At 65.5% G+C, this 18,055-nt stretch carries 19 protein-coding genes and 1 riboswitch; of the genes, 8 read left to right on the top strand and 11 right to left on the bottom strand.

The window, feature by feature from the left end; all coding sequences use genetic code 11:
- Positions 1-29: 29 nt before the first annotated feature.
- From K1X15_RS16680 to K1X15_RS16655, 6 genes are all read right to left on the bottom strand, one after another.
- On the bottom strand, positions 30-194 hold the full coding sequence (locus tag K1X15_RS16680; RefSeq protein ID WP_220304719.1) for an aa3-type cytochrome c oxidase subunit IV: 165 nt from the start codon (positions 192-194) through the stop codon (positions 30-32).
- A 51-nt stretch (positions 195-245) separates the two neighbouring features.
- Entirely contained in the window at positions 246-2,048 is a 1,803-nt protein-coding gene (locus K1X15_RS16675) for a M3 family oligoendopeptidase (protein WP_220304718.1), read from the bottom strand.
- A 195-nt stretch (positions 2,049-2,243) separates the two neighbouring features.
- Positions 2,244-3,002 (bottom strand): sulfite exporter TauE/SafE family protein, encoded by a 759-nt coding sequence (locus K1X15_RS16670; RefSeq protein ID WP_220304717.1) that lies wholly within the window; start codon positions 3,000-3,002, stop codon positions 2,244-2,246.
- 29 nt (positions 3,003-3,031) lie between these two features.
- Positions 3,032-4,981: a monovalent cation:proton antiporter-2 (CPA2) family protein gene (locus K1X15_RS16665; RefSeq protein ID WP_220304716.1), complete on the bottom strand. Its 1,950-nt coding sequence runs from the start codon at positions 4,979-4,981 to the stop codon at positions 3,032-3,034.
- 18 nt (positions 4,982-4,999) lie between these two features.
- Complete coding sequence (locus K1X15_RS16660) at positions 5,000-5,731, bottom strand: DUF1013 domain-containing protein (RefSeq protein ID WP_220304715.1); 732 nt, start codon at positions 5,729-5,731, stop codon at positions 5,000-5,002.
- Between the two features lie 116 nt (positions 5,732-5,847).
- Positions 5,848-6,870, bottom strand: coding sequence for an NAD(P)H-quinone oxidoreductase (locus K1X15_RS16655; RefSeq protein ID WP_220304714.1), 1,023 nt, complete (start codon positions 6,868-6,870; stop codon positions 5,848-5,850).
- An 82-nt stretch (positions 6,871-6,952) separates the two neighbouring features.
- Here K1X15_RS16655 and K1X15_RS16650 point away from each other — a divergent pair, with 82 nt between their 5' ends.
- The 4 genes from K1X15_RS16650 (at position 6,953) to rcdA (ending at position 8,557) form a co-directional block, all read left to right on the top strand.
- Positions 6,953-7,135, top strand: a complete 183-nt coding sequence (locus K1X15_RS16650; protein WP_220304713.1) for a DUF1192 domain-containing protein — start codon at positions 6,953-6,955, stop codon at positions 7,133-7,135.
- A 139-nt stretch (positions 7,136-7,274) separates the two neighbouring features.
- Positions 7,275-7,511 (top strand): hypothetical protein, encoded by a 237-nt coding sequence (locus tag K1X15_RS16645; protein WP_220304712.1) that lies wholly within the window; start codon positions 7,275-7,277, stop codon positions 7,509-7,511.
- A 34-nt stretch (positions 7,512-7,545) separates the two neighbouring features.
- The gene (locus K1X15_RS16640; RefSeq protein WP_220304711.1) at positions 7,546-7,755 is read left to right on the top strand and encodes a hypothetical protein; all 210 of its coding nucleotides are present in this window, start codon (positions 7,546-7,548) and stop codon (positions 7,753-7,755) included.
- Between the two features lie 280 nt (positions 7,756-8,035).
- The gene (gene rcdA, locus K1X15_RS16635) at positions 8,036-8,557 is read left to right on the top strand and encodes a protease adaptor protein RcdA (RefSeq protein WP_240549528.1); all 522 of its coding nucleotides are present in this window, start codon (positions 8,036-8,038) and stop codon (positions 8,555-8,557) included.
- Between the two features lie 3 nt (positions 8,558-8,560).
- Here the strand turns inward: rcdA and K1X15_RS16630 are convergent, their stop codons facing one another.
- The 3 genes from K1X15_RS16630 to rpmE form a co-directional block, all read right to left on the bottom strand.
- Complete coding sequence (locus tag K1X15_RS16630; protein WP_220304710.1) at positions 8,561-8,881, bottom strand: YnfA family protein; 321 nt, start codon at positions 8,879-8,881, stop codon at positions 8,561-8,563.
- Positions 8,882-8,884: 3 nt separating this feature from the next.
- Positions 8,885-9,169, bottom strand: coding sequence for a YciI family protein (locus K1X15_RS16625; RefSeq protein ID WP_220304709.1), 285 nt, complete (start codon positions 9,167-9,169; stop codon positions 8,885-8,887).
- 69 nt (positions 9,170-9,238) lie between these two features.
- Entirely contained in the window at positions 9,239-9,460 is a 222-nt protein-coding gene (gene rpmE / locus K1X15_RS16620) for a 50S ribosomal protein L31 (protein ID WP_220304708.1), read from the bottom strand.
- A gap of 233 nt (positions 9,461-9,693) precedes the next feature.
- On the opposite strand from rpmE, the gene K1X15_RS16615 reads away from it, so the two are divergent.
- Entirely contained in the window at positions 9,694-11,511 is a 1,818-nt protein-coding gene (locus K1X15_RS16615) for an ABC transporter ATP-binding protein (RefSeq protein WP_220304707.1), read from the top strand.
- A 172-nt stretch (positions 11,512-11,683) separates the two neighbouring features.
- On the opposite strand, the gene K1X15_RS16610 is transcribed toward K1X15_RS16615, so the two are convergent.
- Positions 11,684-12,394: a thiamine diphosphokinase gene (locus K1X15_RS16610; protein WP_220304706.1), complete on the bottom strand. Its 711-nt coding sequence runs from the start codon at positions 12,392-12,394 to the stop codon at positions 11,684-11,686.
- 27 nt (positions 12,395-12,421) lie between these two features.
- Positions 12,422-12,520, top strand: a riboswitch (TPP riboswitch).
- A 72-nt stretch (positions 12,521-12,592) separates the two neighbouring features.
- On the opposite strand from K1X15_RS16610, the gene thiB reads away from it, so the two are divergent.
- The 3 genes from thiB to K1X15_RS16595 all read left to right on the top strand — a co-directional run bounded on the left by thiB (position 12,593) and on the right by K1X15_RS16595 (position 15,963).
- Positions 12,593-13,597 carry a thiamine ABC transporter substrate binding subunit gene (gene thiB / locus K1X15_RS16605; protein WP_220304705.1) on the top strand — a complete coding sequence of 335 codons (1,005 nt, stop codon included), beginning with the start codon at positions 12,593-12,595 and terminating at the stop codon, positions 13,595-13,597.
- A gap of 151 nt (positions 13,598-13,748) precedes the next feature.
- Positions 13,749-15,341 (top strand): ABC transporter permease family protein, encoded by a 1,593-nt coding sequence (locus K1X15_RS16600; RefSeq protein ID WP_220304704.1) that lies wholly within the window; start codon positions 13,749-13,751, stop codon positions 15,339-15,341.
- Positions 15,325-15,963: an ATP-binding cassette domain-containing protein gene (locus tag K1X15_RS16595; protein WP_220304703.1), complete on the top strand. Its 639-nt coding sequence runs from the start codon at positions 15,325-15,327 to the stop codon at positions 15,961-15,963. The genes K1X15_RS16600 and K1X15_RS16595 overlap by 17 nt, the downstream gene beginning before the upstream one ends.
- Here K1X15_RS16595 and K1X15_RS21460 read toward each other — a convergent pair whose 3' ends face one another.
- Complete coding sequence (locus tag K1X15_RS21460; RefSeq protein ID WP_220304702.1) at positions 15,964-18,048, bottom strand: hypothetical protein; 2,085 nt, start codon at positions 18,046-18,048, stop codon at positions 15,964-15,966.
- Positions 18,049-18,055 lie beyond the last annotated feature (7 nt).

Genomic DNA, 18,055 nt, shown 5'->3' with positions numbered 1-18,055 from the left:
TTTCATGTGCCTGCTTGCTTAGCTTCGGGTCAGGGATTGACCACGAAAAAGAGGATCACCATCACGGCCGCGAGGGCGTAAAGCGACCATTTCACGCCGGTGACGAAGCCGTTGTACGTCTTTTCGTGCTCGGCATAGTCCATTGCGGATTCCAGTACGGGGGCTGCGTGATGCTCGGGGCGGGTTTTGGCCATCAGGTCCTCGGAAGTATAGTCGTCTTTAGGTTATGCGCCGAAAGTCTCAGCCTAGGGAGCCGAGGCTTCCAGCTCGTCGATCAACCCCTCGATCATCGAGAGGCCGAGCGACCAGAATTGGGGGTCTTTGGCATCGAGCCCGAAGGGCGCCAGAAGTTCTGAGTGATGCTTGCTTCCCCCTGCCTTGAGGAGCTCGAAATACCGCTCCGCAAAGCCTTCGCTGGCTTTCTCATACTGTGCGTAGAGCGAGTTCACAAGGCAATCGCCGAAAGCATAGGCATAGACATAGAAGGGTGAGTGGATGAAGTGGGGAATATAGGCCCAGAAGCTCTCATAGCCTTCATTGGCGATGATGCCCTCGCCGAGCGACTCGGCCTGGACTTCGAGCCAGAGCGCATTGATTTCCTCGGTTCTGAGCTCGCCCTGGCGACGCGCGGTGTGGACCTTGCGCTCGAAGGTGTAAAAGGCGATCTGCCGCACCACGGTGTTGAGCATGTCCTCGACCTTGGAGGACAATAGCGCAAAGCGCTGCCTGGGGTCGGTGGTCTTGTCGAGCAGAGACCGGAAAGTCAGCATTTCGCCGAAGACCGAGGCGGTTTCGGCCAGGGTCAACGGGGTGTTGGCCAGGATCGGCCCCTGCGCGGCGGCAAGCCGCTGATGCACGCCATGGCCCAGCTCATGGGCGAGCGTCATGATATCGCGGGTGCGCCCGAGATAGTTGAGCATGAGGTAAGGATGGGCGCTGGGCACGGTGGGGTGCGCGAAGGCGCCCGACAGCTTGCCATTGCCGGTGGGCGCATCGATCCAGCCGGAATTGAAGAAGGGCTTGGCCACTTCGGCCAGGTCCGGCGAGAAGCGGCCATAGGCGTCCAGCACGGTCGAAACGGCGGTGTCCCAGTCCCAGATGCGCTCGTCACTGGTGGGCAGGGGCGCGTTGCGGTCCCAGGCATTGAGCTTGTCCTTGCCGAACCACTTGGCCTTCATCTTGTAGTAGCGGTGCGAGAGGCGCGGATAGGCGGCCTGCACGGCGGTCTGCAGCGCGTCGACGACTTCGCGCTCGACCGAATTGGCCATGTGGCGGCTGTCGGCAATGTCCTGGTAGCCGCGCCAGCGGTCCGAGATTTCCTTGTCCTTGGCAAGCACATTGGTGATGTGGGTGAACAGACGCCCATTGGCCTTGAGCGTCCTGGCCAGGGCATGGAAGGCTGCTTCGCGCTTCTTCTCGTCCTTTTCGGAGAGCAGGTGCAGCGTGGATTCAAGGTTCAGGGTCTCGCCATCGACATCGAATTCGAGGCTGGAGAGGGTTTCGTCGAAGAGCCGGTTCCAGGCCGAAAAGGCGGTGACCGACTTGTCGTGGAACAATTCCTCGAGCTTGTCGTCGAGCTGGTAGGGCTTGGCCTTGCGCAAATCGGCGAACCAGGTGCGGTAGCGCGCCAGCTCGGGGTCCCTGTCGAGCGCGGCGTCGAGTTCGGCGTCCGCGATACGGTTCAATTCGAGCTCGAAGAACAGGACGCGCGTCGACAGATTGGTCAGCGCCTCATTGGTATCGCCCATGAACTTGGCGCGGTCCGGATCGGTCGATCTCTGCGCATATTGGAGGAAGGCGAACGAACCGATGCGGCCGGTGAGGTCGCCCAGCGTCTCGCTGTCCTTGATCGCCTTGATCAACTGGCCGGATGTGGTGAGGTCGGCCAGCTTGCCCTTGTAGTCGGCCTCGAATTTGGCGGCGAGCGTCTTGGCCTCTTCCAGGGCCGCCTTGAATTCGGGACTGTCCTTGCCGGGATAGAGATCGTCGAGATCCCAGACAGGCAGATTGCCGAACTGGTTGTGGCCCTTTTGTGCGGCGGCGGACATGCAACGCGACTCCCGAAAACGATAGTGGCCGGGACCTTAGCGACCGGAAGTCCGCCTGTGAAGGCGGTGCGGTGACACGGTTATCGGTGAAAGGCCCCCTCACCCGGCCTACGGCCGACCTCTCCCCCAAAGGGAGAGGTCCCCGGGGGAGAGGTCGACGCGACAGCGTCCGGTGAGGAGGCCTTGCCTGGAGTATTACCCCGCCATCAACCGGTTCGTGCCCTCCCAGATCAGTTGCAGGGCCAGGAGGAACACCAGCCAATAAGCGATGCGGTAGAACAGCCGCGCATCGATGCGACGCACCAGATAGATGCCGATGAAGACACCCAATATCCCGACCGGCGCCAGGGCGGCCGAGAGGGTGAGATTGTGCATGTTGAGCTGGCCCAGGAAATAATAGGGCACCAGCTTGGCGGTGTTGACGATGGCGAAGAAGAAGGCCGTCGTACCGGCATAGACGGCCGGCGGCAGGCGGCGCGGCAACACATAGATCTGGAAGGGCGGGCCGCCGGTATGGGAGATGAAGCTGGTAAAGCCGGCAATGCCGCCCCAGAAGACGCCCCATGGCTTTGAGGGCGGCAGGCCCTCGAGCTTCTTGCGCAGCGGCAGGATTGCGTCGAGCACGAAGAGCAGGGTGACGATACCGACCATCAGCAGCACGACGGCGTCGCTGACCACCGCCCAGAGCGCCCAGCCGACCAGCGTACCGATGGCAGCACCGGGCAGCATGATCCGGAGCAGGCCCCAGTCGCATTCCTTGCGATACATCCAGATGGCGACCGCATCCATGCACAGCAGCACCGGCAGCATCATGCCGGCGGCGTCGCGCGGCGCCATGACGAGCGCGAGAAGCGGCACACCGACGACGCCGAGGCCCCCGAGCAGGCCGGCCTTGGACAGGCCGACGATGAGCACCGCGACCACGGCGATCGTGACGAAAACTGGATCAATCATGAGGATGGGCTAGTCCGGCGGGAAATCGCCTAACCCGACCTCGGCAGGCGTGATTTGTCAACCTTGCCCGATGCGCGCTTGCCGGGCTTGCGCTTGTCTTGCGGAGGCGAGGTTGGTGATGGATTCTCCGCGGCGGGATTTGCCTGGCTTTTGCCGCCAGCTGGTGTTGGGGCATCGGACTGCATGGCCTGGTGCAGAAGGGTCATGGACTGGCGGACTGTGCCCATATAGGCCTCACGGTCATTGCGGAGCTCGAAGGCGCGCTGAAGCAGTTCGTGGTCGCGGGCGTGGAACTCGCGTGCCAACTGCTCGGCCTCCTCCTCGGAATGGCCCAGGTGCGTCAGGACCCGCTTGCCCAGTTGCAGGGCCGAATGGAAGGTTTCGCGTTCGAACAGGGTGACGCCCAGTTCCATCAGTTCATGGGCGTGGCCGCGATCGACGGCCCGCGCGGCAATGGCCACATGGGGGAAGTGCCGGCGCACATTGCGGGCGATTTCCAGAATGCGGTCGGCACCACCGACGGCAATGATCACCAGTTCGGCCTGTCCGACACCGGCCGCATGCAGCAGGTCGGTGCGCGAGGCATCGCCATAGAAGACCTTGACGCCGAAGCGGCGGACCAGCTCGATCTGGGCCGCGTCGTCGTCGATCAGGGTCATGTCATAGCCATAGCTGCGCAGCATGCGGGTAACGATCTGCCCGAAGCGGCCATAGCCGAGCACGACGATGCGGTGGGTCTCATCGACGGTATCGGCCGCGCGCTCCTGCTTGCTGCGGGCGTCGAGGCGGGGCGCCACCAGCTTGTCAAAGGCCAGGAGCAACAGGGGCGTCGTGGCCATGGAAAGCGCCACGACCACGGTGAACATGGCGAAGGCATCGGCCCCCAGGGCGCCGTGATTGTTGGCGAACTGCAGGACCACGAAGGCGAACTCGCCGGCCTGGCTGAGGAGAATGGCCACCAGCAGCCGATCGGCCCGGTTCATGCGGAACAGGGTGCACAGGCCCAGCAGAATGACAAATTTGACGACGATGACGCCCAGAACCAGCGCCAGGATGGCGACGGGGCTGCTGAGGAATTCGGAAAAGGCGATCGACATGCCGACCGACACGAAGAACAGGCCCAGCAGCAAGCCCTTGAAGGGCTGGAGATTGCTCTCGAGCTCGTGGCGATATTCGCTGTCGGCCAGCAGCACGCCGCCGATAAAGGCGCCCAGGGCAGGGGAAAGGCCTAGCGCCTGCGTCGCCAGCGCTGCCCCGATCACCAGCGCCAGGGCGAGGGCGGTGAAGGCCTCGCGCACGGCGGTGCGGGCAATGAAGGCCAGGAGCGGCCGCACGATATAGCGGCCACCGGCCACCGCGCCGACAAAGGTGGCCAGCAGCAGGAAGGAGGTCTGCCAGAAGACCGGATTGTCGACCTCGGCCACGGCCTCGGTAAGTTCCGTTTCAATACTGGAGCCGCCCCCGGAGAGCGCGAGCAGCGGCACGATGGCGAGAATGGGGATGACGGCAACGTCCTGCACCAGCAGCACGGCGAGGCTGGCGCGGCCCGCATCGGTGCGGGTGATGTCACGCTGTTCCGCGGTCTGCATAGCGATCGCGGTCGAGCTCATGGCAAAGGCCAGCCCGACGATGACGGCCACGTTGAGGGCGAAGCCGGCAAGTTGCAGCGCAAGGGCGATGGCCAGGGCCGTCAGCACCATCTGCGGCAGGCCCAGGCCCAGGACCTTGTTGCGCATGCGCCAGACTTCGCGCGGCTGCAGGTCGAGCCCGATCAGGAACAGCATCAGGACGATGCCGAATTCGGCGATGTGGCGGATGGTTTCGCTGTCGGTCAGCAGTTTCAGCCCATAGGGGCCGATCAGGATGCCGGCCGCAAGATAGCCGAGCACCGTGCCCAGGCCCGCGGCCTTGGCCAGCGGTACGAGCGCCGCACTGGCCGCCAGCAGGGCGAAGATGGCCAGCAGAATATTGTCTTCCATTCTGCTGGCCTCGTCTGGCTACTCGTCGCTGTCGGACTTGAGCGACTTGAGCTTGGCGAATACCGAGTCGGCGTCCAGGTCGTCATGGCCGGCCGATGCGCCATGGCCCGAGCCGTCTTCACCAAAGCCGGATTCCCCTTCGGGGACGAGGCGGGCATTGGCGCGGGCCAGCGCTTCCTCGGCGGTGAGCAGGGTGGTGCCTTCATTGAACTCGCCCTGGCTCGGCGCATCCTTGCTGGCGCGCTTGACCTCGAGATCGAGGTCGATCTGGCTGCACAGGCCCAGGGTCACCGGGTCCATGGCGGTCAGGTTGGCGGCGTTCCAGTGGGTGTTCTCGCGCACCGATTCAATGGTCGACTTGGTGGTGCCGACCAGGCGCATGATCTGCGCGTCCTTGAGTTCGGGATGGTTGCGCACCAGCCACTTGATGGCATTGGGGCGCTCGTTGCGGCGCGAAATCGGGGTGTAGCGCGGGCCCTTGCGCTTGACAGCGGCAACGCGAACCTTGGGTTCGGACACCTTCATGCGATAGCTCGGGTCGGCCTCGGCCTTCTCGATCTCCTCGCGGGTCAGCTGCCCGTTCTGGATCGGGTTGACGCCCATGATGCCGCTGGCCACGTCGCCATCGGCAATGCCCTGCACTTCCAGCGGATGCAGCGTGCAGAAGGCGGCGATCTGTTCGAAGGACAGGGCGGTGTTGTCCACGAGCCAGACGGCGGTCGCCTTGGGCATCAGAAGGGACTGGGACATGGTTAAATTTCTCCTGCTGGCGCGGCCGGTCTTCCTCCGGGCCGCTCCGCCTCTTGGCCAAATGCTGAGGGGGAACTGGGCACCAATATAGGGAAAATGCCGCGCAATCGCAACGGCTAACTCTGGTTCTCCCCGGCGCCGAATGCCGTGACCAGGACCAGTTTGCCACGGTGGTGCCGGCTCTCCATTTCGGCATGGGCCCGGGCGGCCTCTTCAAGCGGAAAAGTGGTGACCTGCGGCTTTGTCCAATCCGGCGTGGCCAGGGCGGGGAGAAAATCGGATCGGATGCGCTCGGCGATTGCCGCCTTGGTCGCTGCGCTTTGCGGCCGCAGGGTGGAGCCGGAGAGGGTCAGGTCCCTGGCCATCATGGCGCGGAGCGGCACCGTGGCATTGGCGCCTTCCAGGGTCGACACCTGGAGGATGTGACCGCCGCGCGCCGAGGCGGCGATGTTGACAGCGGCAAGGGCACCGCCGACCAGATCGACAACGCGGTCGGCGCCATGGCCGCCGGTCAGTTCCATGACACGGTCGGCGATGTTCTCGCGCGTGCGGTCGATGGTGGCGAAGGCCCCGATCTCTTCGCAATAGTCCGCCTTGTCCGCACTCGATACCACGGCGATGGCCCTGGCCCCGACAATGGAACAGATCTGGATGGCGGCGCCGCCAATGCCACCCGCACCGCCATGCACGAGCACTGTCATGCCCGGTTTCAGACCGGCGCGCATGACCAGGGTCTGGGTCACGGTGAACCAGGTTTCGGGCAGGCCGGCGGCCTCAACCATGCTCCAGCCTTGCGGAATGGGCAGCACCTGGCCGCTGGGCACGGCGACATATTCGGCATAGCCGCCGCCATTGCAGAGCGCCATCACGCGGTCGCCAATGCTGAACCCGGCCGCGGCGTCCCCCAGGGCCACGATCTCGCCGGCAACTTCGAGGCCCGGCAATGGGGAGGCATCGGGGGGCGGGGCATAGTGTCCGCGGCGCTGTGCCAGGTCCGGGCCATTGACGCCGGCGGCCGCGACGCGGATCAGCACATCGGCGGGGCCGGGCACCGGCGGGGCTTGCCGGACCGGGGTCAGAACTTCGGGGCTACCGGGTACGGCGATGGCGATGGCTGTCATGTCAGAGGGCAATGTCATGACAGTATGCTCGCGCATGCCGGCTTGCCCGGCAAGGCCACTGGGCTACACTCGCCTGCAAAGAACAGTGGAGTGCAGAGCAATGGAAGAGGAAGAGCGCAAGCGCCCGGTGAGTCATGAAGTCGGCATGGGGCTCGACAGCCTCTCGGTTGCCGAACTGGAAGACCGGATCGCGCTGCTCGAGGGCGAGATCGCGCGGCTGCGGGCCGCCATTGCCGCCAAGGGCGACTCGCGCAAGGCTGCCGAGGCCGCGTTCAAATTCTAGTTCAGGGGTTTTCGTGATGGCACCGAACGCCAGTCCGCGCGTTCCAGCTTCCGACGCCTGTTAGTGTTAACAGACGGTTATTGTTCGTTTTCCCGAGGCCGGCAGGTAGCGTTTCCTGGCTGTCGAGGGGAGTTGCGGAATGGACTTGAATCTTTTGGGCGTAGCCCTGCTGTTGACGCTGAGCGGTCTCTATTTCCTGGAATCGGAACGCGCGAGGGCGCCGCTGCAGGATCTTCCGGTGCGTATGCTCAAGCCTGCGCGGACGGCCCTGGAGCGGGCCTGGCACACCGAGCCCCTGCAGGTGTTCATGCGGCAATTGCTGGCCGCGCGGCAGAAGCGATCCGACCTTTGGCTTATGGACAAGGGGCGGTTCTAGTCCCATTTCGCTACGGTCCACGGAGGAGTTGGAAATGGTGCGACAGGACGATCTCATTCTCGAAGGTGTGACGGCCACAGACGTGGCCTCGCTGCGCGCGCTCGCCGATGGCGCAACGCTGCCCCCGCGCCAGGCCATTGCGCCGCTGCATGCCAAGGGCTGGGTGGAGGTGATCGGCGACGACGCTATCATCACGCTTACGGGTCGTACCTTGCTGGACCGGCAACAGGCAAGGTTGCGCTGAAATCAATTGGCAGGGTTAAGAAATCGACTCCTGTTAAGAGCCAATTAATCTTTGGGCGGTAAGGTCTGGTTATTCAGATTTGTTCTGGATTTTTCAGAGTGGTTTCTCCCTCTGTTTGACGCCTCCCTGTTAACTTCGAGAGCTGCATCCGTGCGGCTCTTTTTCTTTTTCGGGCCATGGTTTGGCAGGCCTCGCTTGCATCACAAATTAACAATACTGGAACCCATCGGATGACCCGGTGCCCGCTTGGGGCTAGCATGGACTGATCGGAGGGTTCCCCTTGGCTGAGAGTGGCGAAACCAGGCAGGCAATCGCGATTGGTCCACGCATTGTGGCGTCGGGCGGGTTCGACGCGCTCTATCGCGAGGGCATGGGCCTGATCGAGGCGGTGGCGGCCTATCTTGACGCCGAAGGGCGCATCGAAAGCCGGGTGCTACCGCGCGAAGCCGGCTTCCTCTATGCCACCGAATCCATGCGCCTGACGACGCGGCTGATGCAGCTGGCCTCCTGGCTGCTGCTGCAGCGGGCGGTCAATGAGGGCGAGATTTCACGCGAAAACGCCCGCTCCGAAAAGGAAAAGGTCAAGTTTTCCGCCACGCCCAGCCAGCGCGGCGGGCCGGGCTATGAGGAGCTGCCGCAGACGCTGCGCGATTTCATCGACAAGGGCGACCGCCTGTTCGAGAGGGTGATGCAGCTGGACGCGCTCGAAAAGGGCGATTTGCCGGCGGTGACGCCGGGTCTGGCCAATGGCGTGGCCGACCAGCTTTCGCGCCTCAAGGCGGCCTTCGCCCGCGCCGAATAGGGGTCAGCCCCCGCGCGGCGCAAAAAAGATGACGGCCGCCCCAGCCAGCGCCAGCCCCACGCCGAACAGGTCCCAGCGATCCGGGCGTATGCCCTCGAAGCCGGTCGTGAAGGCCACGGACGTCACGATATAGATACCGCCATAGATGGCGAAGACGCGGCCGGCGCTGTCGGTGCCGGCCAGCGAGAGCAGATAGCCGAACAAGCCCAGGGCCAGCACAGCGGGCACCCAGAGCCAGGGCTGGCCATTGCGCATGGCCAGCCAGATCAGGTAGCAGCCGCCGATCTCGAAAATGGCGGCGCCGAAAAACAGCAGGAACGCCATGGGTCAGCCTTTGAGCGCCTCGAGCCCGGCTGCGGTGCGGCTGAGCACGATTTCCGTCAATTCGTATTGCGCGGCGCCTGCGGTCACGAAGGGGTCGGTGGCGACCAATGCCTCAAGCGATGGCCGGTCCCCGTGTGCCAGGATGACGCCACCTGTGCGCGGCTCCTTGCGTCCCGAAGCGAGGAAAATGCCCGCCTCATAGCCCCTGGCGACCCAATCCATATGCGGCCCGATATGCGCGTCGACCCGGTCGAGCGGGACGATATAGGTGAGCGACAGGATGAACATGAACGGGCTCCAAGCAAGACAAAGCCCGGCGCGATGGCCGGGCTTTGCATGAATTCAAACCGGGTCGGCTTAGATGCCGAGGCCCTTGAAGCGCTCCTTGAAGCGCGAGACGCGGCCGCCGCGGTCCATCAGCTGGCCCGTGCCGCCGGTCCAGGCGGGGTGGGTCTTGGGGTCGATGTCGAGCTGCAGCGTGTCGCCTTCCTTGCCCCAGGTCGAGCGGGTCTGGTAGGTGGTGCCGTCGGTCATGACCACGTTGATGGTGTGGTAGTCGGGGTGGATATCGGTCTTCATCGCTTGCCTCAAATCAAACGGGCGCCGCGGCGCCCGGAGAGCATCAATCTGGTGTTGGGCGGCTTGTTACAGCAGAAGATCGGGTTCTGCAAGGGCCGGGAACGCGTTGCGGTGAAGAACTGGCGCGGCAATATTGCCCGACCCAGCGCGGTTGCGGGCTTTGGGGTGAGCCCCTATATGGGGGCGGTCGCCGGTCGAGCCCGGTCCCGCAGCAATTACGGCGTGTTCCAACAATGACAGATCAGGCCGTTTCGGCAGCATCGGACCCCGACAAGATCGTTTCTGAAGTCAAGTCCGCGCCGCGGCAGCTCCAGCCCCTGCGGCGCCTGCTGCCGTTCCTGCTGCGCTATCCGGTGCGGCTGGCGCTGACCATTCTGTTCCTCCTGATCTCGGCCATTTCCTCGCTGGCCATTCCCGCCATTCTGGGTGGCGCGATCGATGAGGGCTTCGTGGCCCAGAATATCGATATGGTGGGTCAATATGGCTGGCTGATCATCGGCATCGCCGCCATCATGGCCGTGGCCAGCGGCGCCCGCTTCTATTTCATCTCGGTCATTGGCGAGCGCGTCGTGGCCGATCTCCGCCAGGCGGTGTTTTCCCATCTGCTGCGCCTCGAAACGCGCTATTTCGACACCCATCGGGTGGGCGAACTGACCAGCCGCCTCAATGGCGATACCGTGTCGATCCGCAATGCCGTGGGGTCGAGCTTCTCGCTGGCCCTGCGCTCCATGGTCACCATCATTGGCGCGCTCGCCATGATGATCCTGACCAGCCCCGTGCTGACGCTGGCCGTGGTCGTGGCGCTGCCCGCCATTCTCATTCCGGTCATGGTCTATGCGCGGCGGCTGCGCGGCATGTCGCGCCGGACCCAGGATGCGCTGGCGGACCTGTCGGCCATGGCCACCGAAATGCTGGGGGCCAATCGCACAGTCAAATCCTTCACCCAGGAAGAGGTGCAGGCGGTCCACTACAATGTGAGCAGCGAGACCAGCTATCGGGCCGAGGTCAAGCGCCTGGGCGCCCGCGCCTTTCTGGTGGGCCTGGTCATCTTCCTGGGCACGGCCTCGCTGGTGGGCCTCGTCTGGTGGGGCGCCCGCTCGGTCTTCGAGGGCTCGGTCACGGCGGGGCAATTGGCCCAGTTCCTCGTTTATGCCCTCATGGCCTCGGGGGCGCTGACCAATGTGTCCGAAGTGCTGGGGAACCTGCAAAGCGTGGCCGGCGCCACCGAGCGGCTGACCGAAATTCTCGATACCGATGCGGAGATCGTCGATCCGGCCGTCCCCGTGGCGCTGCCCGAGCCGCCGCTGGGCACCGTGACCTTCGACAAGGTCAGCTTTTCCTATGGCGGGCAGGGCGGCGACAATGTCCTGAGCAATGTCAGCTTCTCGGTCGGCAAGGGGGAGACCGTGGCGCTGGTCGGGCCGTCCGGCTCGGGCAAGTCGACGACGCTGTCGCTGTTGCAGCGCTTCTACGATGTCAATGCAGGCACCATTTCGGTCGATGGCGTGGATATTCGCAAGGTTCGGCTCAGCGACCTCCGGCAGCGCTTCGCCTATGTGGAGCAGGAGCCGATCATCTTTGCCGGCACCATTGCCGAGAACATCCGCTTCGGCAAACCCGATGCCGGCATGGACGAGGTGATCGCCGCCGCCAAGGCAGCGCTGGTCGATGACTTCGTCGCCGACCTCCCCAAGGGCTATGACACGGTGGTGGGCGAGCGCGGCGTCATGCTCTCGGGCGGGCAGAAGCAGCGCCTCGCCATCGCCCGGGCCATTCTCAAGAACGCGCCCATCCTGCTGCTCGACGAGGCGACCTCGGCGCTCGACGCGCAGTCGGAGCGGCTGGTGCAATTGGCGCTGGAGCACCTGATGGAGGGCCGCACCACGCTGGTCATCGCCCATCGCCTGGCCACTATCCGGGACGCCAATACCATCCTCGTGCTCGATGGCGGCGAGATCATCGACAAGGGCACCCATGACCAGCTCGTGGCCAAGGGCGGCCGCTATGCCGAACTCGCCAAGCTGCAATTCCGGCTGGCCGAGGCGGTTTAGCAACTCAATTTTTGTAGGGCGTACACGCTAGGCCACTGTGCTTGCGGCCCCACCCCACCCTCTGTCCCTCCCCATCGAGGGGAGGGAGGCGCAGGGCTGTGGCGCCAATGTTCATCGTCTCCCTCCCCCTTGTGGGGAGGGACTAAGGGTGGGGGTGCTACACGTGCTCCCTTCATGCGGAGGGTAAGGGCGCAGACGTCAGGCACATCTCCACCAGGTCCCACAACCGTTCCCGTCCCAGGATCAGCAGCCAGGGCGTGTCATCCCGGGGTACGATCTCGACGTGCCCGCCAAGGCCCTCATTGGACGTGCCCAGCCGCCCTGCCGGATCGAGCAGCAGGTCGTCCATGGGATAGAACAGGCCCTCGGTGCGCTCGAAGACAATCGGCACCAGCGGATGGACGGAAATCCGCTCCCGGGCCGCGGCCTCGAAGGCGAAGGGGCCGGATACGGCCAGCGCCACATCGGTCTCGTCGACAAGGATGACCCGCCGGTGCTGCGCCACTTCGTGCAGGGCACTGAGCGCCGCCAGGGTGTGGTCGAGCCGCCTGCCGGTCATGCCCAGTGCCAGGGTCACCGGCGCCGAGGTGGAATAGAGCGCCTTCTGAAAGTCCGTGGTGATCTGCTCGGGAATGTGGATGACCCGGGTGCGGGTTTCCCAGCCGGCGCGATCTTCGATCGAATCAAGATCGCCCAGGATCGCCTCGGGCACGAGGCCTGCGGCGCCAATGGTGTTGCCGCCGCCATCGGCGCCGATCAGCGCGACATTGCGCGCCGCCAGCTCATGCAACAGGGCGGAATCCACCGTGCCGCCGCCGACTATGGCCAGCGGCCGATCAAAACTGAGCAGCACCTTGCTGCTTGAAGGGAGGGGGGATTGCACTCTCAGCTCACTCTCAATAAGGTCCGCACCGTCTCGCTGGGGTGTTCCGGTTGCCGCCGGAGCTGAGAGTTACCCATAGAACCTGAACCAGGTCATGCTGGCGGAGGAAGTTCGAGATGGCAAGGGTGCCCTCGCGCGTCCTATACCATTGACACATCCCTTCACCCATGACCGCACACCAAACGAAGGGAGACCATCATGGTCAAATCCTCCTCGCTGGCGCTTGCGGTCCTTCTTGCCGGATTGTCCGGCAGCGCAATCGCTCAGGACAAGCCCGTCCTCACCATCTACACCTATGACGGCTTCGCCTCCGAATGGGGGCCAGGCGTTCCCCTCAAGGAAGGCTTCGAAGCCACTTGCGGCTGCACCGTCAACTGGGTGGCCGCCGACTCGTCCATCGGCACGTTGCGCAAGGTGCAGCTCGAGGGTGAAAGCACCGAGGCCGATATCGTCCTGGGGCTCGATACCGCCATTGCCGGGGAAGCCCGCGACACCGGCCTCTTCGCCGATCATGGCCTTGAGCTCGATCATCTCGACCTGCCGACGGCATGGACCGATGCGCAATTCGTGCCGTTCGACTATTCGCATTTCGCCTTCATGTGGGACACCGACCGCATGGACGCGCCGCCGGCCTCGTTCGAGGAGCTGATTGCGCTGCCCGAGGACGTCAAGATCGCCATCCAGGACCCGCGTTCGGCCACGCCGGGCCTGGGGCTGCTGCTCTGGGTCAAGGCCGCCTATGGCGATCGTGCGCCGGAAATCTGGGCCGGTCTCAAGCCGCATATCCTCACCATCACGCGCGAATGGAGCGAGAGCTATGCGCTGTTCCTCGATGGCGAGGCGGACATGGTGCTCTCCTACACCACCTCGCCGGCCTATCACATCCTCGATGAGGGTGATCACACCATCAAGGCGGCGCTGTTCGAGGAGGGGCATTTTGCCCAGATCGAGGTCGCCGGCATTCTCAAGTCGTCGCCGCATCAGGACCTGGCGCGGGATTTCCTGGCCTATCTGACCTCGGTCGAAGGCCAGAAGGTCATCCCCACCACCAATTGGATGTTCCCGGTGGTGGATCTGGGGGGCGATCTCGATCCGGCCTTCGCGGACCTGCCGCAGCCGGACAAGACGCTGCGCCTCAACGAAGCCGAAATCACCGCCAATTCCTCGGCCTGGATCGAGGAAATGCTGGCGGCGGTGCAGTAGGGACCGTGGCAAGCTCGATGCAACTCCTCCCCCTTGAGGGGGGAGGTTGGGTGGGGGTGCTTCACGAGCAACCTGCTTGTGCGACCCCCCACTCCTCCCCTCCCCGCGAGGGGGAGGGAGTTGCATCGTGTGTGCGGCAGGGCCGAGTACCATGCTGACCCTGCCACGCCGCCCCATCCGCATTGCGTCGGCCGCGATCCTCACGCTCGTCATCGCGGCGCTGATCGCGGCGGTGCTGTGGGCGATCCTGGCGGCGGCCACGGATGCGGCGAGTGGTTCACGCATCGACATTGCGCATCTGTTGCGGATGACGGCGCTGCAGGCGGGCCTCACAACCGTGCTGTCCCTCGCGGTCGGCATCGCCGTGGCCTGGGCGCTCAACCGGCTGCGCTTCGCCGGGCGCGACCTGGTCGTGGGCCTGTTTGCCGCCGCCATTGTGACGCCGGGCATGGTGGTGGCCTTCGGGCTCCTCTCCATCTGGGGGCGCAATGGCTGGATCAACCAGGTCGCCAATGCGCTGTTCGGCATCCAGTTCGAGAGCCCCGCCTATGGCCTTTCGGGCATATTGCTGGCCCATGTGGTGCTCGACGGCGCCTTTGCCGCCCGCATCCTCTTGGCGCGGCTCGATGCTATCCCGCAGAGCCGGCTCAAGGTCGGGCAATCGCTTGCCCTTGGCGCGGTGCAGCGTTTCACCCTCATCGACTGGCCGGCGCTGCGCGGCAGCCTGCCGGGGCTTGGGGCCATCATTTTCCTCCTGGCCTTCACCAGCTTCCCCATCGTGCTGCTGCTGGGCGGTGGGCCGGCCAACCAGACGCTGGAAGTGGCGATCTATACCGCCGTAAGGCTCGATTTCGACCTGGTCGGGGCGGTGCGGCTGGCCCTGACCCAGATCGGGGTCTGTTCGGTGGTCATCCTTCTCGCCTCGGTGTTCACCCCGGTGCCGTCGGCCCTCTCCCGTTCGACCCCGCCACGCTGGCGCGACCGCCGGGCCGTGCGGGCGCTGCAATGGCTGGTCCTGGTGCTGGCCGGCGTAGGCTTCGCCCTGCCGCTGGTTTCGGTGCTCTATGACGGGCTGGCCGGCGGGCTCCTGCGGGTCCTCGGGCAGGCCGGCTTCTGGCGCGCGACCGCAACCAGCGTCGTCATCGGCACGGCCTCGGCGCTCCTGACCCTGGTGCTGGCGCTGCTTCTGGCATTGGGGCGCAGCGCGACTGGACACCCGCTCGGGCGGACGCTGCTGGGCATTCCCGCTTTCGCCTATCTCGCCGTGCCGGCCGTGGTGCTGTCGTTGGGCTTCTTCCTCCTGGTGCGGACCCTTGGGGTCCCGATCGGCACTGCGGCACCCGTGGTGGTGGTGATCGCCAACAGCCTCCTCTCGCTGCCCTTCGCCGTCGCCACGCTGGGACCGCCGCTCGAAGCGATCATGGCTACGCGCGGCAAGCTGATCCGGTCCCTGGGCCTCAGCGGCTGGCAACAATTCATAGCCATCGAATACCCGCTGCTGGGGCGCGATATCGGGCTGATGCTGGCGCTCGCCTTCTGCTTTTCGCTGGGCGACCTTGGCGTCATTGCCCTGTTCGGTACGCAGGACTTCCAGACCCTGCCGCTGATGATGTATCGCGCGCTGGGTTCGTATCGCAGCAATGATGCGGCGGCCATCGCCGCGCTGTTGCTGATCTTCACCATTGCCGCCTTTGTCGGCCTGCCGCGCCTCGTCGAAAGGATCGCCCATGCTCCGCGCCGATGACCTGGTCTTTGCCTATCCGGGGCAGACGAGACCCTATCGCTTCACCCTCGAGGCGGAGCCGGGCGTGGTCACCGCCATTTCCGGGGCCAGCGGCTCGGGCAAGTCGACCCTGCTCGACCTCCTCGCCGGATTTATCCTCCCCACCAGCGGATCGCTCAGTCTGGATGGCGTCGGCCTGCTGCCGCTCCCGCCCGAGACACGACCCGTGTCCCTGTTGCTGCAGGCCGACAATCTGTTCGAACACCTGAGCGCCGAGGACAATGCCGCCCTCGGATTGCCGCGCGGCACATCGCGAGACGAGGGTCGGCAGAAGGTGGCGGCGGCCCTGTCCGAGGTCGGGCTGGCGGGCTTTGAGGCAAAGCCGACCTCGACCCTGTCCGGCGGGCAGAAGCAACGCGTGGCATTGGCACGAACGCTGCTGCGCAACCGGCCGGTGCTGCTGCTGGACGAACCGTTTTCGGCACTCGACGACGAGACCCGCAAGACCACGCGGGACCTGGTGGGCGAACTCACCCGGCGCCATGGCTGGCACACCATTCTCGTCAGCCACCATGCCGACGATATCGCCGCGCTGGCGGGCCGGCACTATCGCATCATCGATGGCGGCCTGGAGCGCGTCTAGCTATTGCGCCCAGGCGGCCAGGACCTTTTCGAACAGCGCCTGTGCCTCATCATCCTTTTCCAGCGTGAGGATGGCATTGCGGCCCGTTCCATAGACGATGGCGAGGTCGAGCCAGCGGCGGTTCTCGAGCAGGTCGGTGTTGGCTGTCAGGTCACCCTCGGAGGCGCTGAGCGCAAACAGGAAGGAATTGCCCACAACGCGCGCTGCGGCGCCCGCGAGGGCGGTGCCGGGCACCAGTTCCTGGTCCTTGAGCAGCACGCCGGCCAGGGTCGCTATCGAGCCGCCGACAAAGGTGTCGGGCACGTCGAAGCTGATTTCCATCAGATGGCTGGCAGGCAGCACCGGGTCGTTGTTCTTGCGGATGATGATCGACACGCCGAGGTTCCGCGCGGGGATGCTGGCCTCGCCCAACAGGGTCGGCAGGCCGATCTCGTCGGTGCCCTCGGTCCATTCCACCGTGCCCGAGAACGGCACCGCGCCGCCCTGGCCATTGGCCGAGGCCTCCAGCAAGAGTGACTGGTTGCCTGCCAGATCGGCAGGATCGACGCTGGCGGCCGGGTCCTCGGTGGCGGCAATCGAGGTGTCCTCGCCCGAGAGCCGTTCCTCGGTCTTGATCTCGCTGTTGCCGATCGAGGGGAGGACAGTCTCAGTGCCGGTGGGGGTCACCGGTTCCGGCGTGGGTTCGAGCCGGTCGTCGGTCACTTCCAGCGCGCTGGTCGGTTCGGTCGCGGCCGTGGTGGCCGTATTGCCGGGGCCGGAGGCACCCTCTTCGCCGGACGAGGTCGTGGGGGTGGCATTGTCCATGGTCGGGACGGCGGAAGGCTCGGTCGTGGTCACGGGCTCGGTGACGGGGGTCTGGCTGCGCCCGAACATCTGGTCGAGGTCGACATAGCCTTCGCGCCAGGCCCAGTAGCCGGCGCCGCCAACGCCCGCCAGGAGAATGGCAAAGACGATAAGGAAGATGGTGAGCCCCGCGCCCGAGCGCCGCTCCGCGCCGGCCGGCGCAAAGCCGGCATCCTCGTCCTGCAATTCGCCTTCGGGTTGGGTGGTGCCGCTGCGTTCAGGCAGGGGCTCGGTGGTTTCACCGCGCGCTTCGCGGTCCAGCGTCTCGATGGCGCGTTCGATCGCGCCTTCGGCCTCGCGGGTGTCGTCCTGCTCGACGTCCACCTCGCGTACGCTCGATAGGGCCGTGTCGACGGGCAGCGGCGGTTCGATGATCACGGGTTCGGTGGCGACCGGCTGGCTGGCAAGCGCGGTGCTGCCCAGGATCGGCTCGATCCGGGGCGCCAGGCTCGCGGCAGATGCGGCGCCGGTGCCGGTTCCCATTGCCTGTACGGCAGGCTCGGGACGAGGGGAGAAGAACGAGGGGCGCGCGGGCTTGGGCTCGGCCGGGGGCGATACGGCCACCGGGCTCTCGGCCGGGGTCTGAGCCGCAGCCGGGGCCTCGGGGGTCGCGGTTTCGGGCGCTACCGAGTCGACGCGATCCACCGTGACGCCGCTCGTCGCGGCGGCCTGGGTGATGATGTCCTCGATCGAGGTGGGAGCGGCCGCGGCCAAAGGTGCGCCGGTATCCTGTGTGACAGGTTCCTCGACCGGCTCGGCCCTGGTTTCGACCGGTGACGGTTCGGGTTCGGGCTCGGCGACGGGCTCAGGTGCAGTTTCAGCTTCAGCTTCGGCTTCGGGCGGCTGTGCCCTGGCCGGTTCGGCCGGCTCGCTGGCCACCGGTTCCGCCTTGGTGGGCTCCGCGGCCGCGCTAGGTGCCGGCACGGGTTCCGGGGCCGGTTTTGGCGCTGCCGGCGCGGGCGCCGGTGCTGGCGTGGGGCGTGGGGCCGGGCGCGGGGACAGGGGTCCGTCGCGCCCGAGGCTGATCACGGCCTCGCTGGCTTCCTGTTCGACCTGGCGGATACAGTCTTCGAGCTGCAGGCGGTGCTGGGTAATGTCCCGGGCCGGAAGCGGGGGCTGGATAGCGCGCAGCTGTCCAACCAGAGCGGAACGCGCCTTCTCATAGACCGCGCGCCGCGCGGCCCCGTTGTTCTCCGGCAGCGCCGAGATTGCCCGACGCAACAGCTCCTTGTAATCCGCCATTGGCTAC

Source organism: Devosia salina, from assembly GCF_019504385.1.
In the GTDB taxonomy this organism is placed as follows: Bacteria; Pseudomonadota; Alphaproteobacteria; order Rhizobiales; family Devosiaceae; genus Devosia; species Devosia salina.
The sequence above is the reverse complement of the archived record's forward strand: the minus strand, read 5'-3'. Positions and strand labels throughout refer to the sequence as shown.